Raw genomic sequence first — 20162 nt, 5'->3', positions numbered from 1 at the left:
TGATCACAGCTAATTTCCGATTGCCGCGACATCGTCGAACCGCTCGATGGATAGCCATTGCCGCCCTCGTCGGTGGCATCGCCAGCGGATACGGGGCAGTCGCCTACGCCGCTCCAGAATCGGATTCACCGAGCACTTCGACCCCGACGACGCCGGTCACTACAACCACGACAGCGCCGAGCCCGGCGAGTACTCCTTCGAATTCCACATCCAGCTCGACGACACCATCCGCTCCGATCGGCACAACCCCGTCGACGCCGCCGCCGTCCGTACCTCGACGAAACGGGCCTGCGACGAAATCGACGACGACCGAGCCTTCGCCGACGACCGCCATGCCGGCACCGACTACCTCGAATCCAGTCGGGGTGCCGGGTGGTAAATGGGCACCCACACAGAACCCGAAGTCGAAAGTCGTTCCGGGACAGATGCGCTCGGATCGCGAGAAGGTGCCCGGCGGGTTCAGCAAGGCTGACGCCGACAAGGCCGAAACCATGGAAGCTGCGCTGCAACCGCAGAGCGGGATGATGTCGCCGATGGTTGCGCCCGGATGCCAGGTGTACTGGCCCTCGCCATATGAGGTGTGCGGAGCGATCAAGGACAAGTACAACTCGCTCGGCGGACCGAACAGTTTTCTGCTGTGGCCGACCAGCAATGAGCTGGTCAACCCCGATGGGTTTGGGCGGAGAAATACATTTCAAAACGGGCCCATTTACTGGTCGGCGTCCAGCGGCGCGCACCCGGTGGTCAACCACTTCTTCGCGTGCTGGCAGCGCAACGGCTGGGAAGCCGGTGTTCTCGGCTACCCGACGACCGACGAAATCGTCAACCCAGATCCGGTGGCACCAATCGGGCGTCGCCAGGTCTTTCAAGGTGGCACCATCTACTGGAAGCTCAACGAGGCCTACTACGTCACCGGGTCGATCCGCGACAAATGGGGTCAAACCGGCTGGGAGCAAGGGTTTCTCGGCTACCCGATGAGTGACGAGATCAAGCTGCCCGACGGTCAAGGCCGTATGAACCGCTTCGAACACGGAGTTATCTACTGGGCACCGTGGACAGGTGCACATCCTGTCTCCGGCGGCATTTTAGACCGGTGGGCAGCGTCAGGATACGAACGCGGGAGTTACGGATACCCCATCGCAGACCAAACATCGGCGGGCGGGATCGAAGTTCGCCAGAACTTCGAGTTCGCCGTATTGGGTTGGCCAACCAATCCGTCGGCGGCGATCGTCGATGATGGTGATATCAACCCGACTGTCGACGACGGATCCCCAACGTCGCCCGCCGATTTTGCCGCGGATGCGAACGTCGGCAAGGACACTTCTCGGGCACCGGAACTTGTTGGGAACGTGGTCAAGAGGTCTGATCCCTGTGTTAACCAGTCATGTGTGGACCCAGAGGACCCGAACCTGGCCAGCTCAGATCCGCCCACCTACGCCCTGCCCAGCGAGTGCTTCACCATTCCCAACGATGGTCGCCTCCGCGGCAACAGAAAGCAGGCGTGCTCGCTTTCGACATTCGCCATGACCGTGCGACGTAAAGATCCTGTAACCCAAGCAGTGGAGGTCGTTGGAAAACTGCCTTTCAATCTGCGGACAGGTGTCCTGACCTCGCACAGGAGCGGAAAGATCATCCAGGAATACCGCTTCGAGTTCGGGGCGCCGTATCAAGAGATCGGCGTGCCGAAGCTCAATTATCAGCTCAGTTATGAAGGCTCCGCGGACCAGTCACGCTATTCGGTTAGCGGGTTCACGTCGGGTTCCACCGTATCGCCGAACACGACCATGGCCATCACGGTTACTTGGAACGAGCAACTACTCGACGATGGGGCGGTTGATTACCGTACTACCGAACTGCGCTTTGACTTCAGCAATATCGCGCCATTCATCCCGTCGCCTTACGAGTATGTGACCATCGACGGTGACCTGCGGTGCGACAAGACGATGAAGAACCGGCAGGGATATGTGCAAGGCTGTGTGCTGCCGAAATTCGTTCCCGGCCTAGATTATCGAGGCAATAGCGACGGTGGGCGTTTCCCGCAGGCGGTGGGACATATCCAGTCCGCCACAGGATCCGGACTCCCTGGAGCGAGTCTCTCGCGTCCCCTTCACCGCGAATCTGATGTCGGCGCGAGAAACAACAACAGGCTGACGGCATGTCCTCGCACCGCGAGCATTTCCGGTCCCAGGCAAGTCTCCGGACGTAGCTGCGACGAATATCCGTTCGCATCCACAAAAGAGGGCGCAGCCAGCGGTGGCCCAGGGCGGACCTTCAACCCCAATTGCCACGTTCCAGACCTGGGGACCAGCACGGCATCGACCGGGTACAGCGTCTGCATGATCGATGCTGGTCAGAACAGTCTTGCCGGCAGTTACCTCGGTAGATTTTACGGATTCGGCCGGGTCATCGGAGGCGACGCGTTTTATGTGGCCGCAACCGGAGGAGCGCTTCCCCCGCCCCCATGATCGAAACGGTAAACTTTAGGCACACTGCCTAACGGAATTCAAAAGAGACTGCAAATGAAGACCGCTTCACTCGTCAACTGGACGGCCGCATCTGCCATCGCGGTCTTCCTCGTCGCAGGCTGCACCCACCACGACGACGTGAACACGCCGGTTAAGGACGAAAAGTCGATGACACAACAACCAGTCCCCAAGCCTTCCGAGGACTACGACCCGAGCGTGGAAGAGCCGACCATCGAAGATGGCACACCACAAAATCCCGAAGACTTCCGGCACGATTCTCAGAGCGGCATCGTCCCAGAATTCGGACCAATGCCCGGATCCGGACCCGTTACACATGGCGGAATCGAGCCCTCACCAAACAGCGGGTCGCAGAATCCACCACGCTAATCACCGCCGCAACGTGATGTGGGTGAACGCTGGGCTTCTCGCTAGATTCGCTCGCCTAACAGCCGATGGCAGGCCGCGAATTGCTGGCGGAGAACACCTGTCGGGACAGTTAATAGACAATTCTCGGCATATTTTCCCCGGAAGGATCATTGGGGACTAATCAACCGGCCGAGTTCCGAATGATGGTCGTCCATGGTGATATGGCTCTGAGACGAGTAGATACAAATCCGCCGTCCGAGATCGCTGACGGACGTTTGATTTAGCGGTCTGTCTTTTCGATTCAGGGCAGGTCATCGTCTATGACCGGGTCTTCGAGACTCAGGTCGTAATCATCGATCTCGGGTATGTAGTCGTCGGGGGCCGGCCCGCTCGCGAGTTCCGAATTGCGGTGATGTGCTTCTGCGGCCCTAGTAAGGTCATCGCCTGCGAGACTACGAATGGCCAGCCACGGTGCCAGCAGGCGCTCGAGCTCGCCAGCGAGTTCGGGTACGGCGTCCGGGAGCGAGACCGAGGCGAGGGCGTCTCGAGCAATTGTTTCTGCTGATGACCAGCCAGCACTTTCTTCGGCCAAATTGTCAGAGAGATGCGGACGTTTCGGGTCACTGAGGAATCGCTGGGCATACACTGATGCGAGTTCTTGAGCATCAAGCCACAGTTTATAAACGCCGATTGCCTGGGCATGGTCGCGCAATGCGGCCCACGCGGTATTTCTCGCGACGGTTTTCACCGGGGCGAATGGGCGGGCCTGCTTGGACAAATCGATGAATGGGATCGATGTGATTTCAACGTTGAGTTCAAGTACGCGCTGCCATTTCGGGCCAAAATGGTCGAGCAGATGGTCATCGGTGATATCGAGTCCGGCCAAGTAGTCGACATATGCCCGTTCAGCGCCGGGTACGAAAGCATCCGGAAGAACACGCGTCCCGAGTTCAGCCGTATCCAACGCCGCACGACGAAAGAACTCGCGCTCAACGACGAACGCGTCGCCGAGCGATGTCGCGGCCTGAATCAGCGCACCTTCCAAAGTCAATTGGTTACCTGTGGCCACCGATTCACCCCACGCCATCCCGGTTTCGTTCAGTAACGCTGCAGCGGACCGAGCCAACGTCGTCAGACGTTCAGACGAATCGGACATACTCAAAGCCTAGGCCTCCGTAGTTGATCTTGGTAGTTGTTTCCATGTCGCCTGCTTAGTCCGGTGAAGAAGGCAAAGGTTCGGGGAGCGGCATAGCGCGGAAAAAAAATTTGAGGGTGCGGTTTGACCGCTGGGATGTGGGTACTGCGGCGCACAGCAACCAACGGGGGGACTGCCGATGAACGACCTCGGGTGGCTCAGCGGCCGTAGCCGATCGCTGCTCCCGTCCCACCGCCGACGATTCCGCCGAGGGACGCACCACTGATTCCCCCGCCGACACCTCCGGCGATAGCTCCAGGCACGCACCCGATAACCGGCAGAATCACGCCGCCGACGATGCACCCGCCCACGATGCCAACGGCGGTACCGATGCCGGCACCCACGGCCGCACCGCCGGTAGCGCCGGCCGCGGTCCCAGCCAGGAAACCTGGTGCAGGACCGAGCGGGTTGTCCACTGGCGTCGCAGCTTCGGCTATCCCCGCGCCGCCCATCGCGACGGACGCTGCGATCAGCGTGGCGGCAGTAGCGGTACGAATCATCGGTCCCCCGTCGGCGAGTGTTGATCTTGGACGGCCGAGATTACCTCGGCGCATCGGCGGCGGGCAGGGCAATCGGCGAGCCCGCGGCAATTGCGCAATATCGTCGGATTGCCCAATATCGTTCTCTTTGGTGGCTTTTCACCGCTTGGCCGAGGCCTGACCGACGGCTGTCACTGCTCGGCGAACGCCGCCTCGATCCAGTTACTGAACTCGCAGGCCAGGTGCCAACGGTGCGCGGCGATCATGTTCGGTGCGGTCAGCAGCGGGAACTCGACGCACAGGCGGGCATGGAAACCATTTGGCTCATCACGGAATTCGTGGCGAACGCCACCAATGGCCAAACCACCGTCGGCGCGGGCCACACCAGCGGCATCGATGGGAAACGCCGTATCGCGCGGCGTCACCAGCGGCGAAGTGTCGTCGTAGTCGACGAAGAACCTTGTGGCCAGCGGGCTACCGCCCGTGGTCTCGATTACTTCCTGTCGTCCGTCCGGGGCGGTGTCGATGAGAAAGTGGTCGGGATGCGCGGCTATCATGCTGCGGGCGTAGTCGTCTCGCCCGGTGTCGGTGAACCAGTCGACGAACTCCTTGGCGCTCCCGCCGGTGACATGCAGGTCGCACACGCTCGTAGCGCGGCGCCCGAATGACAGCCGCGTCGTCGCGCGGGCAACGACGTCGGAAACGCGAATGTCGCGGGACAGCCGGCGACGGATCTCGTCGGCGCCCAGCGCGAGCTTGCTGTCGGTGAACGCGGCCTTGTGCCGGGCAAGATCACCCCTAGGGACAGCGAGACCAATTTTGCGGGCAGCCTTGGGAATACGCTTGGCCTCCCACGCGAACACCTCGTCGCGCGACACCGCGCGACCATTGATCACGGCAGCGATGGCCAAGTTCTCGTTCGACACGAATATGTCCTCAGTTCGATTGGGTTCGCACGCAGGTGAGGTGGTGGTGGAACCACTCATTAAAGCATCTGTAGTTGCTTTTATACGCCCTTGCCGCGCCCACGGTCAAGGGTCCTGACAAACTGAATCTGTGACCGATTCCGACGTAACGCCTCGACCCCGCCCTGGCGGACGCTCGGCACGCGTCGTCGCAGCCGCCCACGCGGCGACGCTGGAATTGCTCGCGGAGATCGGCTACGAGAACCTGCAGTTGTCCGACGTGGCCAAGCGCGCCCACGTCAACAAGACCACCGTCTACCGACGCTGGCCCACCAAGGCCGCGCTCGTCGCCGACCTGCTCGCCACGTTCACCGAGATCAATGTCGCGACACCGGATACCGGGTCACTGCAGGGCGATCTAGAGCGGTTGCTCAGCGATATCGCCAGCGCCCTGCGCAACCGTGCAGTGCGCGCCGTCCTTTACGGCACCCTCACCGGTGCCGAAGACAGCGACGACATCCGGGGCGCCCAGTCCAGGTTCTGGCAGGAACGCTTCCACCACAGTGGCGCGATCGTCGAAAGAGCAGTCACCAGAGGTGAAGTCCCGTCGGGCACCGACCCACGCGCACTACTGGAAATGGCGGCCAGCCCGATCTACCTGCGCACCTTATTCACCACGGACGCAGTGGATCCCGAGTACATCGCCGAGATTGCGCGTCGGACGATCCGGGCGTTCGCCTGACGCCGGCCCTGGTCGAAACTGGCGCCATGCGGTTCGCCCTGCGCAATTGCGCCAACGAAAGTTGCTCTGACAGACGGGATCCCGTCTGTCAGAGCAAGTTTTGTCGGCTGAGTTGCGCGGCGGCACCTCCCGGCAAAGCAACTACGCGTCAGCTCAGCTCGGCGATCGTCGTGGCCGGAGTCAACTCGACCCCTAACGCACGGGCGTGCAGTTCGATGAGCCCCCACACCGATTCGGTGAGAAAGTCAGCGAGCTGGTCGGCAGTGACGACGGAGTTGCGGTTGCCGAGCCATCGGTTGACCGTCGCGTTTACGAGTCCGATAGTGCCGAATGCGAGCGGTTCTGCGAGCGTCGTTGGTGCGGAGTGCTTTTCGAGTACGGCGTCCAGCAGCCCGGTCAACTGAACGGCGATTGCCGTGCGGGTGCCGGTGACGACCCGCGAGGCCGGGTTCGGCCTGCTGCGCGAACCTCGTCCGAGGAACTGATGCAGCTTCGGGTACTCGACCACCCAATCCAGATAGGTGCGCACCGCCCGCGCAATGGATTCCCGCACAGCGCCTTCCGGTGTCAACGTGGGAGCCAGCCGAACCATCAGCCGTTCGACGATGCGCGCACGCAGTTGTTCGTCGAGGTCGTCACGGTCGGCAAAGATGCGGTAGACGACCGACCGCGGAACGCCGGCGCGAACCGCAATCTCTTTCACGCCGATCGCGTCGTCGCCGTCGTTGATGGCGGCTATCGCGGCCTCGAGTATCTGCTCTCGGCGCTCGGCGTTGTGGGCATCCCAACGGCTCATCCGGCCGTCGAGCACCTGCGAGCCGCCCCGCGGCGCGGTGTTCGACATTCCTGACATGTTACGGCGAACCTATTGACTTGGACACCGTGTCTGGATAACTTATCCGCGTCATCGTGTCTCAGATAGTCCGCGAGCGTGTCGCAGGGAGTAGCCAGCATGGGTAACAGGGTGTTCGTCGTCGGCGTCGGCATGACGAAGTTCGAGAAGCCGGGAGCGCGGGAGTGGGACTACCCGGACATGGCGCGGGAAGCGGGCACCAACGCTCTCACCGACGCCGGCATCGATTACCCCAAGGTGGAACAGGCCTACGTCGGCTATGTGTACGGGGAGTCGACCTCCGGCCAGCGCGCCGTGTACGAACTAGGCATGACCGGCATTCCGGTGGTCAATGTCAACAACAACTGCTCCACCGGCTCGACCGCGCTTTACCTTGCCGCACAGGCAATTCGCGGCGGACTTGCCGACTGCACGCTGGCCTTGGGCTTCGAGAAGATGCAGAAGGGCTCGCTCGGTTCGACGTTCGACGACCGCGAGCAGCCGATGATGCGGCACCTGCTGGCACTGGCCGAACTCCAGGAATTCGCCATGCCGCCGGCACCGTACATGTTCGGGGCCGCGGGCAAAGAGCACATGGAGCGCTACGGCACCACCCCCGAGCAATTCGCCAAGATCGGCGTCAAGAACCACCGGCACTCCCGCAACAACCCGTACGCGCAGTTCCAGGACGAGTACATCCTCGACGAGGTGCTCGCGTCCAAGCCCATCTACGGTCCGCTCACCAAGCTGCAGTGCTCGCCCACCTCCGACGGTTCGGGCGCGGTGATCCTGGCCAGTGAGGCGTTCGTCGACAAGCATGGCCTGGCCTCCCAAGCCGTCGAGATCGTCGGCCAGGCGATGGTCACCGACATGAACAGCACGTTCGACGATAAGAGCGCAATCACCCTCGTCGGCGCCGACATGACTCGCAAGGCGGCAGCGAAAGTGTATGAGCAGTCGGGAATCTCGCCGGAAGACGTCGACGTGATCGAACTGCACGACTGCTTCTCCACCAACGAACTGCTCACCTACGAGGCGCTCGGACTGTGTCCGGAAGGCGACGGCGGCAAGCTGGTCGACAACGACGACACCACCTACGGCGGACGCTGGGTGGTCAACCCGTCGGGCGGGCTGATCTCGAAGGGACACCCGCTCGGTGCGACCGGGTTGGCCCAGGCCAGCGAACTCACCTGGCAGTTGCGCGGCACCGCCGACCAGCGCCAGGTCGATGGCGCACAGATTGCGCTGCAACACAACATCGGCCTCGGCGGCGCGGTGGTCGTCACCGCCTACCGTCCGGCCGAACGCTGATATCCCCCACCGCAAGCATCGAAATAGAAGGAGAAAACCCATGGCATCCGTAACCGTTTCCGTCTCGCTTCCCTCCGAGCCCCAGAAGACCTGGGACACCCTCGCCGACGCCGCCCGCTGGGAGGAGTGGCTGTCCATTCACCAGAAATGGAAGAGCGAAATCCCCACCGAGATCAAGGTCGGCACCCAGTTCACCGAGGTCGTCTCGGTCATGGGCATGGCGAACAAGATCGAGTGGACCATCGACGAACTCGACATCCCGCACCGGATGAAGATGTCCGGCACCGGCATGGCCGGCGTGGTCGTCGAACTTGCCCTGGCGGTGGAACCGGAAAACGACGGTTCGAAGGCGAGCATCGAGGCCAGCTTCACCGGCGCCATGATCGTCGGACCGATCGGCAAGGCAGTGGCAAAGAACGCGCAGGCCGACCTCGAATCGTCGCTGGCCAAGTTTGCCGAACTCGTCGCCTGATGACCGCTCCCACAGTCGAATTCGACGCGACCGGCCTCGGTGAATGGACCGACGAGGAACGATTCGAGGTCACCGCCGAGCGGATCGCGCAGTACGCGGAAGCGACCAACGATCCGATCGAGCGGCACCGTCGCGGCGAGATCGCCCCGCCGGTGTTCGCGGTGGTTCCGGTGTTCATGTCGATGGCGCCCGCCGCGCTGTCGGTCGCGCCCGTGGAGTTGTTGATGAAACTCGTTCACGGCGAACAGGACTTCCACTTCCACCGCCCAATCTATCCGGGCGACACGCTGGTAGCCCGGGCCAAGCCGGTCGGCTACGTCGGCCGCGACAACGGCTCCACGGTGGTCGTCTATGCCGAAACCCGCACCGACGCCGGAGAACTCGTCAATGAGCAGTGGTTGACGGCGTTTTTCCGCAAGGTCGATGCCGGGCCGGGCCAGGGTGAGCATGCGCCCGAGCATCGGTTCGACGAGGCGCTGCGCCAGCAGAATCCGGCGGCGGTGGTGAAGGCACACATCGATGCCGACCAGACCTTCCGCTACTCCCCCGCGTCGGGTGACCCGATGCCCATTCACCTCGACGACGAGATCGCACGGATGTCGGGGCTGCCCGGAATCATCAACCACGGGCTGTGCACAATGGCTTTCACGTCGTGGGCCGCCTTGACAGAACTCGCCGGCGGTCGCGTGGAGCGGTTGCGGCGGCTCGCCGTGCGCTTCGCCAAACCGGTTCTGCCCGAACAAGATATCGAGACCCGTTTTTGGTCTGCCGGTGCCGCGGTAGACGGTGCGAAGGCATACGCCTACGAAACCACCGTCGGCGACGAGCTCGTCATCAAAGACGGCCTGGCAGTCATCGCCAACAGCTGATCCACCAATATTCAGGAGACAAAGCAACAATGGGAACTTTGGATGGCCGGGTAGCCGTCATCACCGGCGCCGGACGCGGCATCGGTCGTGAACACGCGCTGTTGTTCGCCAAGGAGGGCGCCAGCGTCGTCGTCAACGACCTCGGCGGCGCGAACGACGGCACCGGCGCCGACGCCGGCCCGGCCCAGCAGGTGGTCGAAGAAATCCTCGCGGCCGGCGGCAAGGCGGTGGCCAACACCGACAACGTGGCCAGCTGGGATGGCGCCGCGGCGCTGATCAACCAGGCCATCAGCGAATTCGGCGATCTGCATGTGCTGGTGAACAACGCTGGAATTCTGCGCGATTCCTTCATTGCCGGGATGGACGAGAGCCAGTGGGACGCGGTGATCGCCGTCCACTTGAAGGGACATGCGGCCACCCTGCGCCATGCGGCGGCCTATTGGAAGCAGCAGTCCAAAGCCGGTGTGCCGGTGGCTGCCTCGGTGATCAACACCGCCTCGGCGTCGGGCACGTTCATGCCGAATGCGGGTCAGGCCAATTACGGTGCGGCCAAGGCGGGTATCGCCGCGCTGACCTTGGTCGCGGCGGAGGAACTCGACCGCTACGGCGTGCGGGTCAATGCGATCGCCCCGATCGCCCGCACCCGCCTGACCCTCGCCACCCCCGGGATGGGTGCCCTCTTCGCGGCCGAGGTGCCCGAGGGCGAATTCGATGCATTCAGTCCCGCCAACATCTCGCCGCTGGTCGCCTACCTGGCCAGCGCCAACTGCCCACTGACCGGGAAGGTCTTCGCGGTGCAGGGCGGCGGCATCTCGGAACTGGCCGGTTGGCACGACGTTTCGACCATCGAATCCGACGGACCCTGGACCATCGACGACATCGCCACCAAGCTCGGCTAGGAGAAAAACTCATGGCACGCAATGCATATGAACTCGGCTTGGGTATCAGCGAAGAGCACACCCTGCTTGCTGACTCGGTCCGCGCCTTCGCCGAGCGCAATATCACGCACGAGGTGGTGCGGGAAGCGGTCGACGCGCCGAAGCAGGAGAAGTTCCCGCAGTTCTGGGATGCGTTGGCGGGCCAGGACTTGCTGGGCTTGCATGTGCCGGAGGCGCGGGGCGGTCACGGCGCCGGATTGCTCACGCTGGCCGTCGCCCTCGAGGCGCTCGGCCGGTCGGTGGCGCCGGGACCGTTCGTGCCCACTGCGCTGGCGTCCGCATTGCTCGCGGCTGCCGATTCGAAGGTCGGGATCGAGGCGCTGCCCGGCCTGATCGACGGTTCGAGCACGGGCGCGGTCGGACTCGGTGAACCGCTGAATGCCGTGGGGGCCGAGGGCCGCTATCAGATCAGCGGCGCTACCGACGCGGTGATCGGCGCGCAGCACGCCGACCTGATTATCGTGCCGATCCGTATCGGTAATGACATTCGCTGGGCCGCAATCGATCGTGCCGATCTGACGATTACTGCGCAGGACAGCATCGACGTGTTGCGTGGCTCCGCACGGGTCGAGGCCGTGGGAATCGAGGTGGGCGGTGACCGCGTGCTCGATGGCCTCAGCGAGCAGCGCGTGCGTTCGATCGCCACCGTCGTCCTCGGTGCAGAGGCGCTCGGCGTGATGTCGTGGTGTGTGTCCACCGCGGCCGAATACGCCAAGACGCGAGTGCAGTTCGGCCGGCCGATCGGGCAGTTCCAGGGCGTCAAGCACAAGTGCGCGCACATGGGCATCGCGCTGGAACAGGCGCGTGCCGTGTTGTGGGACGCAGCAGCCGCCCTCGACAACGGTGATGCGACCGCAGATTTCGCGGCCGACATCGCCGCGGTCATCGTTCCGGACGCTGCGGTCAAGGTCGCCCAGGACTGCATTCAGGTGCATGGCGGCATCGGATTCACCTGGGAACACGATGCACACCTGTATTACCGTCGCGCACTTGCCATTCGCGGCGTGCTCGGTGGTCACGAGGCGGCGGCCAATCGGGTTGCCGATCAGGCCCTGTCTGGCGTGCGGCGCCCGCTCGAACTGGAGTTGCCCGCCGAAGCGGAGACGATTCGCGCACAGGTCCGCGCCGAGCTGGCGACCATCGCGGCAATCACCGACGAAGACGATCAGCTGGTCGCGCTCGGTGATGGCGGCTGGGTACAGCCGCACTTGCCCAAGCCGTACGGCCGCAGCGCTTCTCCCTTGGAGCAGATCGTGATTGCGCAGGAGATCAAGGCTGCGGGGATCGCGCTGCCGCAACTGCTGATGGGTACCTGGGCGGTGCAGGCTGTGGTTGCCCACGGCAGCGAGCGGCAGAAGCAGGAACTCGCCGTCCCGACGCTGCGTGGAGAACTGGTGTGGTGTCAGTTGTTCAGCGAGCCGGGTGCTGGCTCGGACCTGGCGTCGTTGTCCACGAAGGCCGAAAAGGTCGACGGTGGCTGGAAGATCACCGGCCAAAAGATCTGGACCACGGTCGCGCAATTCGCCGACTGGGCGATGCTCATCGCGCGCACGGATCCCACCAAGCCCAAGCACGACGGCATCACCTACTTTGTGCTCGATATGAAATCGCCGGGCATCACGGTCCGGCCGCTGCGCGAGATGACCGGCTCGGCACTGTTCAACGAGGTCTTCCTCGACGATGTCTTCATCCCGGACGAGAACGTGGTCGGTGAGGTCAACGACGGCTGGCATGTCGCACGCACCACGCTCGCCGGCGAGCGGGTGGCGCTGAGCCAGAAGATGGAGGCCTACGCCACCGAGACCGACCTGTTGAAGTTCGCCACGGGCCGCGAACTGTCGCCGGGGGCGCGGACCCGTGTGGGTGAACTGATCGCGGAAAGCCAAGCGCTGGACGTCATCGGCGCCCGGGTGGTTCTCAAGCAGCTCTCGGGCATCGACGTGAGCACTACCTCGAGCGTCGGCAAGTTGCTGGGTATGGGTTTGGGACAGGCGATTTCGGAGTTCGTCGTCGCCGAGCTCGGCGCCGCCGGCACCGTCGCCGTGCCGGGTCAGCCCAGCGACAAGGCGATGGAGCAACTCATCGCCGGGCGGGCCACCACGATCTACGGCGGCACCACTGAAGTGCAGCTCAATGTGATCGGCGAACGCATGCTCGGTCTCCCCCGCGACGCGGCGGCGGGCAACTGATGCCGGGTCCGCTGGAGGGCCTGCGAGTTGTCGAGATCGCCAGCCTCGCTCCGGCCCCGTTCGCGTGCATGATCCTGGCCGATCTGGGCGCTGAGGTGATCCGCGTCGAACGGGGCGGCGACGGCGGCATGGGCCTGCTGGCGCCGTCGGGGGTGCTCGACCGGGGAAGACGGTCCATCGCAGTGGATCTCAAGACGCCGGCCGGCCGCGACGTGGTGCTCGACCTCACCGAATCCGCCGACGTCTTTGTCGAAGGCTTTCGGCCCGGGGTGGCCGAGCGGCTCGGTATCGGGCCGAAGGACTGTCAAGAGGCGAACCCCCGGCTGATCTACGCCCGCATGACCGGCTGGGGCCAGGATGGTCCGCTGGCGTCGCGGGCCGGTCATGACATCAACTACATCGCCATCGCCGGTGCGCTCGATCCCATCGGGCGTGCCGGGGAACGGCCGGTGCCGCCGCTGAACCTGTTGGGAGACTTCGCGGGTGGCGGTTTGATGCTGGCCATGGGCGTGCTCGCCGCGCTGCACGAACGCGAACGATCCGGCCTCGGGCAGGTTATCGACGCCTCGATGGTCGACGGCGCCGCACTGATCACCGCGTTTGTGCACGGGATGCATGCGGCCGGATTGTGGGAGGGTGAGCGCGGCGAGAACATGCTCGACGGTGGCGCGGCGTTCTACGACACCTACACCTGCGCCGATGGGCGGCACGTCGCCGTGGGCTGCGTTGAGCCGCATTTTTACGCCGAGTTCCTCAGCAAACTCGGCTTGGCTGGGGAGGATCTGCCGTTCCAGTACGACCTCGACCAGGCACCGGGGCTGCGCAAACGCATCGCCGACGTCTTCGCCAGCCGACCGCGTGACGAGTGGGCGCAGATCTTCGCCGACTCGGATGCCTGTGTGTCACCGGTACTTTCGCCGTGGGAAGCACATGAGCATCCGCACAACCAGTCTCGCGGCACGTTCGTCGATGTTGGCGGCATTCGGCAACCGGCGCCCGCGCCGCGATTCAGCCGCACTCCGGCGCCGCAGCCACAACCCGGTAGCAGCAGCGGGGCAGATACGGACGCTATCCTCGCCGAGCTCGGTTACGACACCGAGGCAATCGCGCAGTTGCGTGCCGAGGGTGCTATCGACTGAGGTTTGATGTGCCGGGCGCAGCGGCAAAGAAGTCGGCGAGTACGGCCGCACCCCGTGCCGGATCCTGCAGCATCCACCAATGCCCCAGGCCTTCCAACCGCGCGATCTGCGCGCCGGCGCGTTCACCGGCACGGATACGCCCATCACCGCCGACATAGCCGTCCTCGGTCGCCACGATGTTCAGACCTGGGCGGCTGGCAGCGTTTTCCAGCTCCTTACCAAGCTCGGCCATAGCCGGTTGGGCTGCCGAGCGGTACAGCGCGAGGATGGCGCGGCCCATCTCGTCACCTTGCGCGTCGGCGACCGCCTCAGCCACGTCGACGGGCATGCCGAGCCCGACATTGCGCCGGACCCGCGCCTCCCGCGGTGCCTTCATCATCTTGTCGACGAGTTCTTCGCCCGCACCCGGTGTCTGCCAGATTCGTGCGGCGTCGTGCCATACGTATTCCGGGGCGAACACGCCGACCGCATCACTGACCCAGCTGCGCAACAGGTCCGGCCGATGCATCGCCACATTGACCACATGGCCGCCACCCCAGTCGTGCCCGACCAAATCCACCGGCTCGCCGATTGCCTCCAATTCGCCTATGAGCCACTCGCAGTATTCGAGGACGGTTGCGCCGAACCCCTCCGGCAGTGGAGCACCGAAGCCGGGTGGGGAAAGGCAGACCGTATCGGTGCGGCCCAGTTCCGATCGCAGCGGACCCCAGATGGCGTCAGATTCGGGATTGCCGTGTACGAAGACGATCGTCATGCCGTCACGGTAGCGCTTCCGCAGGGCCAGCTTCAGTTAGCGAACCAGCCGGGAACGTCCAGTCGCAGAGGCTGGCCTGCTGCGGTCACCATTCGCAAAGCGTCTTCCAACGCGCGCAGATTCGATTCACCGAGGGTGGCCTCCCATTCGCCGCGTAAGTGCTCGAATATCCGCGCCGAGGCGGCAAGACAATCCACCCCACGGTCGGTCAACCGGACCAGCATCCGGCGACCATCGTTGCTGTCACGTTCTCGAAAAACGTAGTCAAGCCGTTCCAACGAGTCGATCGTCTTTCCGGCCGCCTGTTTCGAGATGCCGAGCATGTGCGCAAGGTCGACAGCGGTCGTTCCGTCGTGACCGATGGCCTGGAAAACGAACCCGCACATCGGCCGGACATCGGGATGGCCACATCGAGCCAGCTCCGCGTGCAAACCGTCGATCAGGTTGCGAAACCCCAACAAAAGCAGGAGTGGCAACTCATATCCGGGCCGCTCTATTGACATAGATAGACATCCTAGTTGACGATATTAGACAACTTTGTTGTCTAATACGTTGGGAGGCTTACCAATGTCTGTTATCCACGCCGCGGATGCCCGCCGGACAGAAACTCCGAACGCAGTCATGACCACCCTCGCCTCACCCACACAAGGAGGCAGTCAACATGCAGTGTGGCGCGTAGACATGACGCCCGGAGCAGTCGGTCCTACCCACGTTTTCGACACCGACCAGGTGTGGACTCTTTTGGACGGCTGCGTTCACATCCATGTAGGCGACGACGATGTGACCCTCGCCAGTGGCGACACGATGGTCATACCAGCCGACACCCGCCGCCAAATCTTCGCCGACCCGCATTGTGGAATGTCAGCCATCGTCTGCGCCGCTGCCGGCAGCATGGTGGTCCCGGACACTCCGGATGCCAACGCCCCAGCCTGCGCAAGCGTGGTCGGCAACAAGTTCCTTCCGGACTGGATAGCCTGATCGCCCTGCGACTCTTCGTAAGCAGTCACGGCGCTGCGCCTCATGGACTCGCGGTACGGGCCAATGCGAAGGCGATTGCGGCGAAGTGCTCGCGGACGGTGGACTCGTCCATGTCGAGTAGAAGTTGATGGATCGCACCGTCGTAAACGGTGACGATCGCGCGTGCCCATTTTTCGGGTTCGGCCAGCGTCGGCGGCAGGCGGTCCGCATGCTCGCGGACGTAGGCCGCGATCAGCGCGGTGACCTCGTGGCGAAATTGGGTTCGTTCGCGCGCCAACTGGGCGGCGACTTCGGGATGCCGGGCCGCGTGCAACACGAAGTCGGTATTGATCAGCAGCCAGTCGCGATCGATTGGAAGCTGCTCAGCCCACCGCCGGATGGCCTGGTCGGGATCGGCTGCCGCGGTGGCCAGAACGTCGACTGTGTGCACGGCGGCGAAGCGGGACTGCTCGCGGTAGAGCGCGTAGAAGAGGTCTTCGAGGCTAGCGAAGTTGGAGTAGAACGCGCCTTTGGTGAAATTGGCGGCCCGGCAGATGTCGTCAATCCTTGTGCGCCCAAATCCCTTGGCGGCGAACACCGTGAACGCCGCGTCGAGCAGGCGTCGCCGCGTCTCGTCGCGTTGGCGGGTCACGCTACGCATGATACCTTTCGGTATCCAATACTAAATGGTATCGAAGGCGGTGGCGCATTGATGTGGACGAAGTGGGCGAGGTTCGGCGTCGGATTGGCGGTGGCTAGCGCGCTCATCGCCGGCGCTGCGCCCGCCGTGGCATTACCGGCCGACGGATCGGTGGCTATCGAGCAATCGGTCGACTGCCAGCCGAGTAACGCGCGCCCGTATCCGGTGATCGTGTTACCTGGCGCGGACGGCACGACAGCGCAGACCGGCGAGCAATGGGCGACGATGCTGACGGCGCTGCGTCACGCCGGCGCCTGCACCCTGGTGTTCCAGGGTGGTGTGGTGAATGGGCAGCGCTGGGCCGGGGACATGGTGGAGTCGGCGCAGCAACTCGCCCGGTACGTGACCGACGTCAAGGCCCGCACGCATGCAGCGAAGGTGGACATCGTCGCGCACTCGGCCGGAACATTCGCGGCGAACTACTTCCTCAAGGTGCTCCACGGAGCGCCCGATGTCCACGACGCGGTATTCCTCGCCCCGGAGGCTCGCGGCTGTGATGGCGCGGGATTCCTTGCCCAGTACGGGATTCCGAAGCTGCCGATCACACCGGTGCAGGCGATAACGGCTATGCCGTGGCTGGTACCGGTGCTCTCGTCATTGATGCCGAGCATGCGCACGGCCTTGGAGTTGACGCCCGCATCGGAGGTCTACCGGTCGGTGATGGACGGCCAACTGACCCAGCCAGGAGTCCGCTATGCGGTGGTGGCGACAAGGAACGACGCTGTGGCCACGCCACCGGGGACCTGCTCGTTCATCGACGAGCCCGGCGTAACGAATGTCTTTTACGAGGATCTGTTCCCGCATAGCCCAGCCGTCGACCACTCCTCGCTGCGGTCCAGCCCACAGACCGCGCAATGGGTTGTGTCGCAGCTCAATCCATGAATCGGTAGCAGTCGGCGAGGGACGGAACGCTGCACGTTGTTTGACCGCACCGCGGGAGGGTACGTGGTCGGGACTTGACCGTTTTCCCTTCATCAAGGACGTGATGATGTTCGTTCACAACAAAGATCTGCAGTTCGAGGTCCGAGTCGACAAGCCTGATCCCCGCTTCGCGACGCTGTTGCAGGAACAGTTCGGCGGCGCAAACGGTGAACTGAAGGCGGCGATGCAGTACTTCACGCAAGCATTCATTCTGCGCCACAAGAATCCGCAGATGTATGACCTGTTCATGGATATCGCCACCGAGGAACTCAGTCACCTCGAGATGGTCGGTTCCATGATCACGATGCTGCTCGACGGCCTCAACGACGACCTCAAGCTGGCGAATCAGCGGTGTGACTGGATGGCCGCGGTCGCCAACCCGGACGGGCGCGAGCAGGCCATTCACCAGGTGGCGGTAAACCCGTTGCACTTCGCTCTCACTGGTGGCGGCCCCGATGTCGGGAATTCCCAAGGCGTTCCGTGGAGCGGCGCCTACGTCAACGCTAACGGCGACCCGTCGGTTGACCTGCGCAGCAACCTCGCGGCCGAGTCACGCGCCAAGATCGTCTATGAATACCTAAAGCAGTTCACCGACGACCCCGGGGTGCAGGACACACTCACCTTCCTGATGACCCGCGAAGTCGCCCACTTTCAGCAGTTCACCGCAGCGTTGAACGAACTGCCGGTCAACTTCCCACCCGGGCAGCTAGCGGGCGATGAGCGTTTCCAGAACGTGGCGTTCAATATGTCCAACGGCGACGGTGACGTCCGCGGTCCATGGAACCAGGGCCAGGGACCGTGGCCGCAGGGTATGGAGTGGAACTACGTGCACTCACCCGCGCAGGAATGGCTGGGCAGCTCAATGCGCGAAAATCAAGGGGCTCAACGTAATCCGCAGGGTCAGCCGGGTGTGGACAGCGACAAGCCGTTCACTCACGAACAGCACTCGGCCACGACCTAGCTCACGGCTTCGGGGCGTCGGGCGGGTTCTTTTCGTCCCGGCCGGTGACGGCATCACGAACATGATCCACGGTCGACGCCCCAAGCCCCATCGTCTTTTGGACAACCGCATTCGGCGGAGTCATCGGATGCGGCCGGGTGGGCGCGACCTTTTTCGCTGCTTCCATCTTGGCGCCGATTTTTTCCAGCTCCTCCTCGGTGACCAGCTCCGCCATGCGAGGCCATACGTCGTCCTGCTCGTACGCAATGTGCTTACGCGCAGCCGTGATGAACTCTTCGAGCGCGTCGTGGTAGTCGGGTTCGCCGGGCTTACCGTCTTCGAGTCGCTGCAACAGCTTTTTGCCCGCTTGTTCCTGCGCGACCGCATAGTCGGCCATGGCGTTACCGTTATCGAGCCAGTGTCGCACCGCCGGCCAGAAGAACTGTTCCTCGATCGCCTCATGCTGGGATTCGGCGATGATCAAGTTCGTCACCATGGTGTCCAGGCCGCTTTCGACGGCACCGTCGCCGCGGGGCGCGCCGTCGAGCACCTCCAACATGCCCAGCACGCTCTGGTGATCGCGCCGCAGAAAAGTCAATGCATCCACGTCCATACCTCTCTCGTTACCGACGCCGACCACGTACCCGCGACATTGCCGCCGAAACCGAACCCGGTTGCGGTGTGCGGAACCAGGCGAGCAACCAACCAACTTCCATGGCGGCGTCGAGCAGATAGGTGGGGCGAATCCTTCCGGCCGGAACATAGATCAGGTCGATCGTCAGCAAGGTGAACGCAGCGCCCGTGCCGGCTCGCCGAGCCAGCCGATGACCCTCGGCGGTGCCGCCTGCGGCGAGCTGAACCCAGCCGAGTGAGGCCATCAACCCGCCCACGGTGTACATCAGCCATTCGTCGGCCTTGGGCCCGAACACCCACTCGAAGCTGCGTCGGTTCACCAGCGGCCACAGTCCACCCACCACGTTGAACACGCCCTGGTACCGACACAGCGAACTCGGATCTCGACCCATGATTGCGGAATGTCCGTTCCGGAAGACCCAAACCAGCATCGACGGGCCCCGGAGCACCTCGTATTCCACCGACGGTGGTTATCCCTCCCTCATACGGGCAACCCCCGGTGCGGGCGACGAGTCGGACGGGAGACGGCGATGGACATCTCGGTGACGTTCATCGGGAACGCGACAACGCTCATCTCTTACGGCGAGTTGACATTACTGACCGATCCCAACTTCCTGCATCAAGGCCAGTACGCCTATCTGGGCTATGGACTGGTGTCGAAGCGACTGCGGGAACCGGCGCGCACCATCAGTGAGTTGCCACCAATCGACGCCATCACCTTGTCGCACATGCATGGCGACCACTGGGACCGCACCGCGCAACGCGACCTCGACCATGCACTGCCGATTCTCACCACGCCGCACGCGGCAAAACGCCTGCGTCGCCGCGGTTTTACAGCCGCCACAGGAATGCAAACCTGGGGCAGCGAGGACGTCATCAAGGGCGACAACAAGGTGCGCGTCACATCACTGCCCGGCCGGCACGCTCCGGCATGGACATGGCGGATGTTGCCGCCGGTGATGGGGTCGATGCTGGAATTCGGACCGATCGAGGGCCCGCCGCAGCGGCGCCTCTACGTATCCGGCGACACGCTACTGATCGAGGATCTGGCCGAGATTCCAGGCAAATTCGACGCGATCGACGCTGGACTCTTGCATCTCGGGGGCACCCGGCTACCGGCTGGACCCCGGCTTCCGTTCGGACTGACCGTCACCATGGACGGTGCCCAGGGCGCCGGGCTCGTCGACCTGTTGAACCTGCCACGAGCCATCCCGCTCCACTACGACGACTACACCGTCTTCGCTTCGCCCCTAAGCGATTTCGAAGAGCACATGCGCCGCCGCGGCTGGGTTGACCGCATCATTCGAATCGGGCGCGGAGAGACGGTCAGCCTGTAACAGGTCTTTTGACTCGCG

Annotated in this window: 23 protein-coding genes; 14 read left to right on the top strand and 9 right to left on the bottom strand. The window is 63.6% G+C overall.

Translation table 11 applies throughout. The annotated features are described in order from the left end of the window. Window positions 1–46: 46 nt before the first annotated feature. Genes FOS14_RS11255 through FOS14_RS11245 form a run of 3 tightly spaced genes read left to right on the top strand, consistent with a single transcriptional unit; the run spans window position 47 to window position 2852 of the window. A complete protein-coding gene (locus tag FOS14_RS11255) occupies window positions 47–379 on the top strand; it encodes a hypothetical protein (protein ID WP_143770475.1) in 333 nt (110 codons plus the stop codon). Then, complete coding sequence (locus tag FOS14_RS11250; RefSeq protein WP_255450249.1) at window positions 366–2465, top strand: hypothetical protein; 2100 nt, start codon at window positions 366–368, stop codon at window positions 2463–2465. The genes FOS14_RS11255 and FOS14_RS11250 overlap by 14 nt, the downstream gene beginning before the upstream one ends. A 54-nt stretch (window positions 2466–2519) precedes the next feature. After that, window positions 2520–2852 (top strand): hypothetical protein, encoded by a 333-nt coding sequence (locus tag FOS14_RS11245; protein WP_143770471.1) that lies wholly within the window; start codon window positions 2520–2522, stop codon window positions 2850–2852. A gap of 280 nt (window positions 2853–3132) precedes the next feature. Here FOS14_RS11245 and FOS14_RS11240 read toward each other — a convergent pair whose 3' ends face one another. From FOS14_RS11240 to FOS14_RS11230, 3 genes are all read right to left on the bottom strand, one after another. Next, window positions 3133–3987: a hypothetical protein gene (locus tag FOS14_RS11240; RefSeq protein WP_143770469.1), complete on the bottom strand. Its 855-nt coding sequence runs from the start codon at window positions 3985–3987 to the stop codon at window positions 3133–3135. Window positions 3988–4184: 197 nt separating this feature from the next. Further along, complete coding sequence (locus tag FOS14_RS11235; RefSeq protein WP_143770467.1) at window positions 4185–4526, bottom strand: hypothetical protein; 342 nt, start codon at window positions 4524–4526, stop codon at window positions 4185–4187. Between the two features lie 170 nt (window positions 4527–4696). After that, the gene (locus tag FOS14_RS11230) at window positions 4697–5431 is read right to left on the bottom strand and encodes a hypothetical protein (protein WP_143770465.1); all 735 of its coding nucleotides are present in this window, start codon (window positions 5429–5431) and stop codon (window positions 4697–4699) included. A 130-nt stretch (window positions 5432–5561) separates the two neighbouring features. Here FOS14_RS11230 and FOS14_RS11225 point away from each other — a divergent pair, with 130 nt between their 5' ends. Next, window positions 5562–6152 carry a TetR/AcrR family transcriptional regulator gene (locus FOS14_RS11225; RefSeq protein WP_143770463.1) on the top strand — a complete coding sequence of 197 codons (591 nt, stop codon included), beginning with the start codon at window positions 5562–5564 and terminating at the stop codon, window positions 6150–6152. Window positions 6153–6300: 148 nt separating this feature from the next. On the opposite strand, the gene FOS14_RS11220 is transcribed toward FOS14_RS11225, so the two are convergent. Further along, the gene (locus FOS14_RS11220) at window positions 6301–6996 is read right to left on the bottom strand and encodes a TetR/AcrR family transcriptional regulator (RefSeq protein WP_143770461.1); all 696 of its coding nucleotides are present in this window, start codon (window positions 6994–6996) and stop codon (window positions 6301–6303) included. Window positions 6997–7104: 108 nt separating this feature from the next. On the opposite strand from FOS14_RS11220, the gene FOS14_RS11215 reads away from it, so the two are divergent. From FOS14_RS11215 to FOS14_RS11190, 6 genes are read left to right on the top strand one after another with little or no spacing between them, the layout of a single operon-like run. Beyond that, on the top strand, window positions 7105–8295 hold the full coding sequence (locus FOS14_RS11215) for a lipid-transfer protein (protein WP_143770459.1): 1191 nt from the start codon (window positions 7105–7107) through the stop codon (window positions 8293–8295). A 40-nt stretch (window positions 8296–8335) separates the two neighbouring features. Further along, window positions 8336–8767 (top strand): SRPBCC family protein, encoded by a 432-nt coding sequence (locus FOS14_RS11210; RefSeq protein ID WP_143770457.1) that lies wholly within the window; start codon window positions 8336–8338, stop codon window positions 8765–8767. Next, entirely contained in the window at window positions 8767–9636 is an 870-nt protein-coding gene (locus FOS14_RS11205; protein ID WP_143770455.1) for a MaoC/PaaZ C-terminal domain-containing protein, read from the top strand. The genes FOS14_RS11210 and FOS14_RS11205 overlap by 1 nt, the downstream gene beginning before the upstream one ends. Window positions 9637–9665: 29 nt before the next feature. Then, a complete protein-coding gene (locus FOS14_RS11200; protein WP_143770454.1) occupies window positions 9666–10535 on the top strand; it encodes an SDR family oxidoreductase in 870 nt (289 codons plus the stop codon). A gap of 11 nt (window positions 10536–10546) precedes the next feature. Then, window positions 10547–12763 (top strand): acyl-CoA dehydrogenase, encoded by a 2217-nt coding sequence (locus FOS14_RS11195; RefSeq protein WP_143770452.1) that lies wholly within the window; start codon window positions 10547–10549, stop codon window positions 12761–12763. Next, a complete protein-coding gene (locus FOS14_RS11190) occupies window positions 12760–13902 on the top strand; it encodes a CaiB/BaiF CoA-transferase family protein (protein ID WP_143770451.1) in 1143 nt (380 codons plus the stop codon). Before FOS14_RS11195 ends, FOS14_RS11190 begins: the two co-directional genes overlap by 4 nt. Here FOS14_RS11190 and FOS14_RS11185 read toward each other — a convergent pair. Together FOS14_RS11185 and FOS14_RS25205 are read right to left on the bottom strand one after the other, a co-directional pair. Continuing rightward, window positions 13892–14656 (bottom strand): alpha/beta fold hydrolase, encoded by a 765-nt coding sequence (locus FOS14_RS11185; protein ID WP_143770449.1) that lies wholly within the window; start codon window positions 14654–14656, stop codon window positions 13892–13894. The two genes, FOS14_RS11190 and FOS14_RS11185, sit on opposite strands and share 11 nt — an antisense overlap. Window positions 14657–14688: 32 nt before the next feature. Then, window positions 14689–14979 carry a MarR family winged helix-turn-helix transcriptional regulator gene (locus FOS14_RS25205; protein WP_255450253.1) on the bottom strand — a complete coding sequence of 97 codons (291 nt, stop codon included), beginning with the start codon at window positions 14977–14979 and terminating at the stop codon, window positions 14689–14691. 358 nt (window positions 14980–15337) lie between these two features. On the opposite strand from FOS14_RS25205, the gene FOS14_RS11175 reads away from it, so the two are divergent. Beyond that, complete coding sequence (locus FOS14_RS11175; protein ID WP_255450247.1) at window positions 15338–15634, top strand: cupin domain-containing protein; 297 nt, start codon at window positions 15338–15340, stop codon at window positions 15632–15634. Window positions 15635–15674: 40 nt separating this feature from the next. Here the strand turns inward: FOS14_RS11175 and FOS14_RS11170 are convergent, their stop codons facing one another. Beyond that, window positions 15675–16274: a TetR/AcrR family transcriptional regulator gene (locus FOS14_RS11170; RefSeq protein ID WP_143770443.1), complete on the bottom strand. Its 600-nt coding sequence runs from the start codon at window positions 16272–16274 to the stop codon at window positions 15675–15677. Between the two features lie 51 nt (window positions 16275–16325). On the opposite strand from FOS14_RS11170, the gene FOS14_RS11165 reads away from it, so the two are divergent. Together FOS14_RS11165 and FOS14_RS11160 are read left to right on the top strand one after the other, a co-directional pair. Next, entirely contained in the window at window positions 16326–17195 is an 870-nt protein-coding gene (locus FOS14_RS11165) for a triacylglycerol lipase (RefSeq protein ID WP_143770441.1), read from the top strand. Between the two features lie 106 nt (window positions 17196–17301). After that, window positions 17302–18195, top strand: coding sequence for a manganese catalase family protein (locus tag FOS14_RS11160; protein WP_143770439.1), 894 nt, complete (start codon window positions 17302–17304; stop codon window positions 18193–18195). Between the two features lies 1 nt (window position 18196). Here the strand turns inward: FOS14_RS11160 and FOS14_RS11155 are convergent, their stop codons facing one another. Together FOS14_RS11155 and FOS14_RS11150 are read right to left on the bottom strand one after the other, a co-directional pair. Further along, entirely contained in the window at window positions 18197–18781 is a 585-nt protein-coding gene (locus tag FOS14_RS11155) for a hemerythrin domain-containing protein (RefSeq protein ID WP_143770561.1), read from the bottom strand. A 16-nt stretch (window positions 18782–18797) separates the two neighbouring features. After that, window positions 18798–19199, bottom strand: coding sequence for a hypothetical protein (locus FOS14_RS11150; protein ID WP_143770437.1), 402 nt, complete (start codon window positions 19197–19199; stop codon window positions 18798–18800). A gap of 138 nt (window positions 19200–19337) precedes the next feature. On the opposite strand from FOS14_RS11150, the gene FOS14_RS11145 reads away from it, so the two are divergent. Further along, window positions 19338–20144: an MBL fold metallo-hydrolase gene (locus FOS14_RS11145; RefSeq protein ID WP_143770435.1), complete on the top strand. Its 807-nt coding sequence runs from the start codon at window positions 19338–19340 to the stop codon at window positions 20142–20144. Window positions 20145–20162: the final 18 nt, after the last annotated feature.

Origin of the sequence: Skermania sp. ID1734 (assembly GCF_007489285.1) — a bacterium.
GTDB lineage: Bacteria > Actinomycetota > Actinomycetes > Mycobacteriales > Mycobacteriaceae > ID1734.
Note: the sequence above shows the minus strand (reverse complement) of the source record. Positions and strands in the feature narration are given on the sequence as shown.

Excerpts from the sequence above, each read along its gene's own strand:
- FOS14_RS11255 (WP_143770475.1), top strand. The coding sequence starts at position 47 with ATGGATAGCCATTGCCGCCCTCGTCGGTGGCATCGCCAGCGGATACGG.
- FOS14_RS11245 (WP_143770471.1), top strand. The coding sequence starts at position 2,520 with ATGAAGACCGCTTCACTCGTCAACTGGACGGCCGCATCTGCCATCGCG.
- FOS14_RS11240 (WP_143770469.1), bottom strand. The coding sequence starts at position 3,987 with ATGTCCGATTCGTCTGAACGTCTGACGACGTTGGCTCGGTCCGCTGCA.
- FOS14_RS11235 (WP_143770467.1), bottom strand. The coding sequence starts at position 4,526 with ATGATTCGTACCGCTACTGCCGCCACGCTGATCGCAGCGTCCGTCGCG.
- FOS14_RS11220 (WP_143770461.1), bottom strand. The coding sequence starts at position 6,996 with ATGTCGAACACCGCGCCGCGGGGCGGCTCGCAGGTGCTCGACGGCCGG.
- FOS14_RS11215 (WP_143770459.1), top strand. The coding sequence starts at position 7,105 with ATGGGTAACAGGGTGTTCGTCGTCGGCGTCGGCATGACGAAGTTCGAG.
- FOS14_RS11210 (WP_143770457.1), top strand. The coding sequence starts at position 8,336 with ATGGCATCCGTAACCGTTTCCGTCTCGCTTCCCTCCGAGCCCCAGAAG.
- FOS14_RS11205 (WP_143770455.1), top strand. The coding sequence starts at position 8,767 with ATGACCGCTCCCACAGTCGAATTCGACGCGACCGGCCTCGGTGAATGG.
- FOS14_RS11200 (WP_143770454.1), top strand. The coding sequence starts at position 9,666 with ATGGGAACTTTGGATGGCCGGGTAGCCGTCATCACCGGCGCCGGACGC.
- FOS14_RS11195 (WP_143770452.1), top strand. The coding sequence starts at position 10,547 with ATGGCACGCAATGCATATGAACTCGGCTTGGGTATCAGCGAAGAGCAC.
- FOS14_RS11185 (WP_143770449.1), bottom strand. The coding sequence starts at position 14,656 with ATGACGATCGTCTTCGTACACGGCAATCCCGAATCTGACGCCATCTGG.
- FOS14_RS25205 (WP_255450253.1), bottom strand. The coding sequence starts at position 14,979 with ATGCTCGGCATCTCGAAACAGGCGGCCGGAAAGACGATCGACTCGTTG.
- FOS14_RS11175 (WP_255450247.1), top strand. The coding sequence starts at position 15,338 with ATGACGCCCGGAGCAGTCGGTCCTACCCACGTTTTCGACACCGACCAG.
- FOS14_RS11170 (WP_143770443.1), bottom strand. The coding sequence starts at position 16,274 with ATGCGTAGCGTGACCCGCCAACGCGACGAGACGCGGCGACGCCTGCTC.
- FOS14_RS11165 (WP_143770441.1), top strand. The coding sequence starts at position 16,326 with ATGTGGACGAAGTGGGCGAGGTTCGGCGTCGGATTGGCGGTGGCTAGC.
- FOS14_RS11160 (WP_143770439.1), top strand. The coding sequence starts at position 17,302 with ATGTTCGTTCACAACAAAGATCTGCAGTTCGAGGTCCGAGTCGACAAG.
- FOS14_RS11150 (WP_143770437.1), bottom strand. The coding sequence starts at position 19,199 with ATGGGTCGAGATCCGAGTTCGCTGTGTCGGTACCAGGGCGTGTTCAAC.
- FOS14_RS11145 (WP_143770435.1), top strand. The coding sequence starts at position 19,338 with ATGGACATCTCGGTGACGTTCATCGGGAACGCGACAACGCTCATCTCT.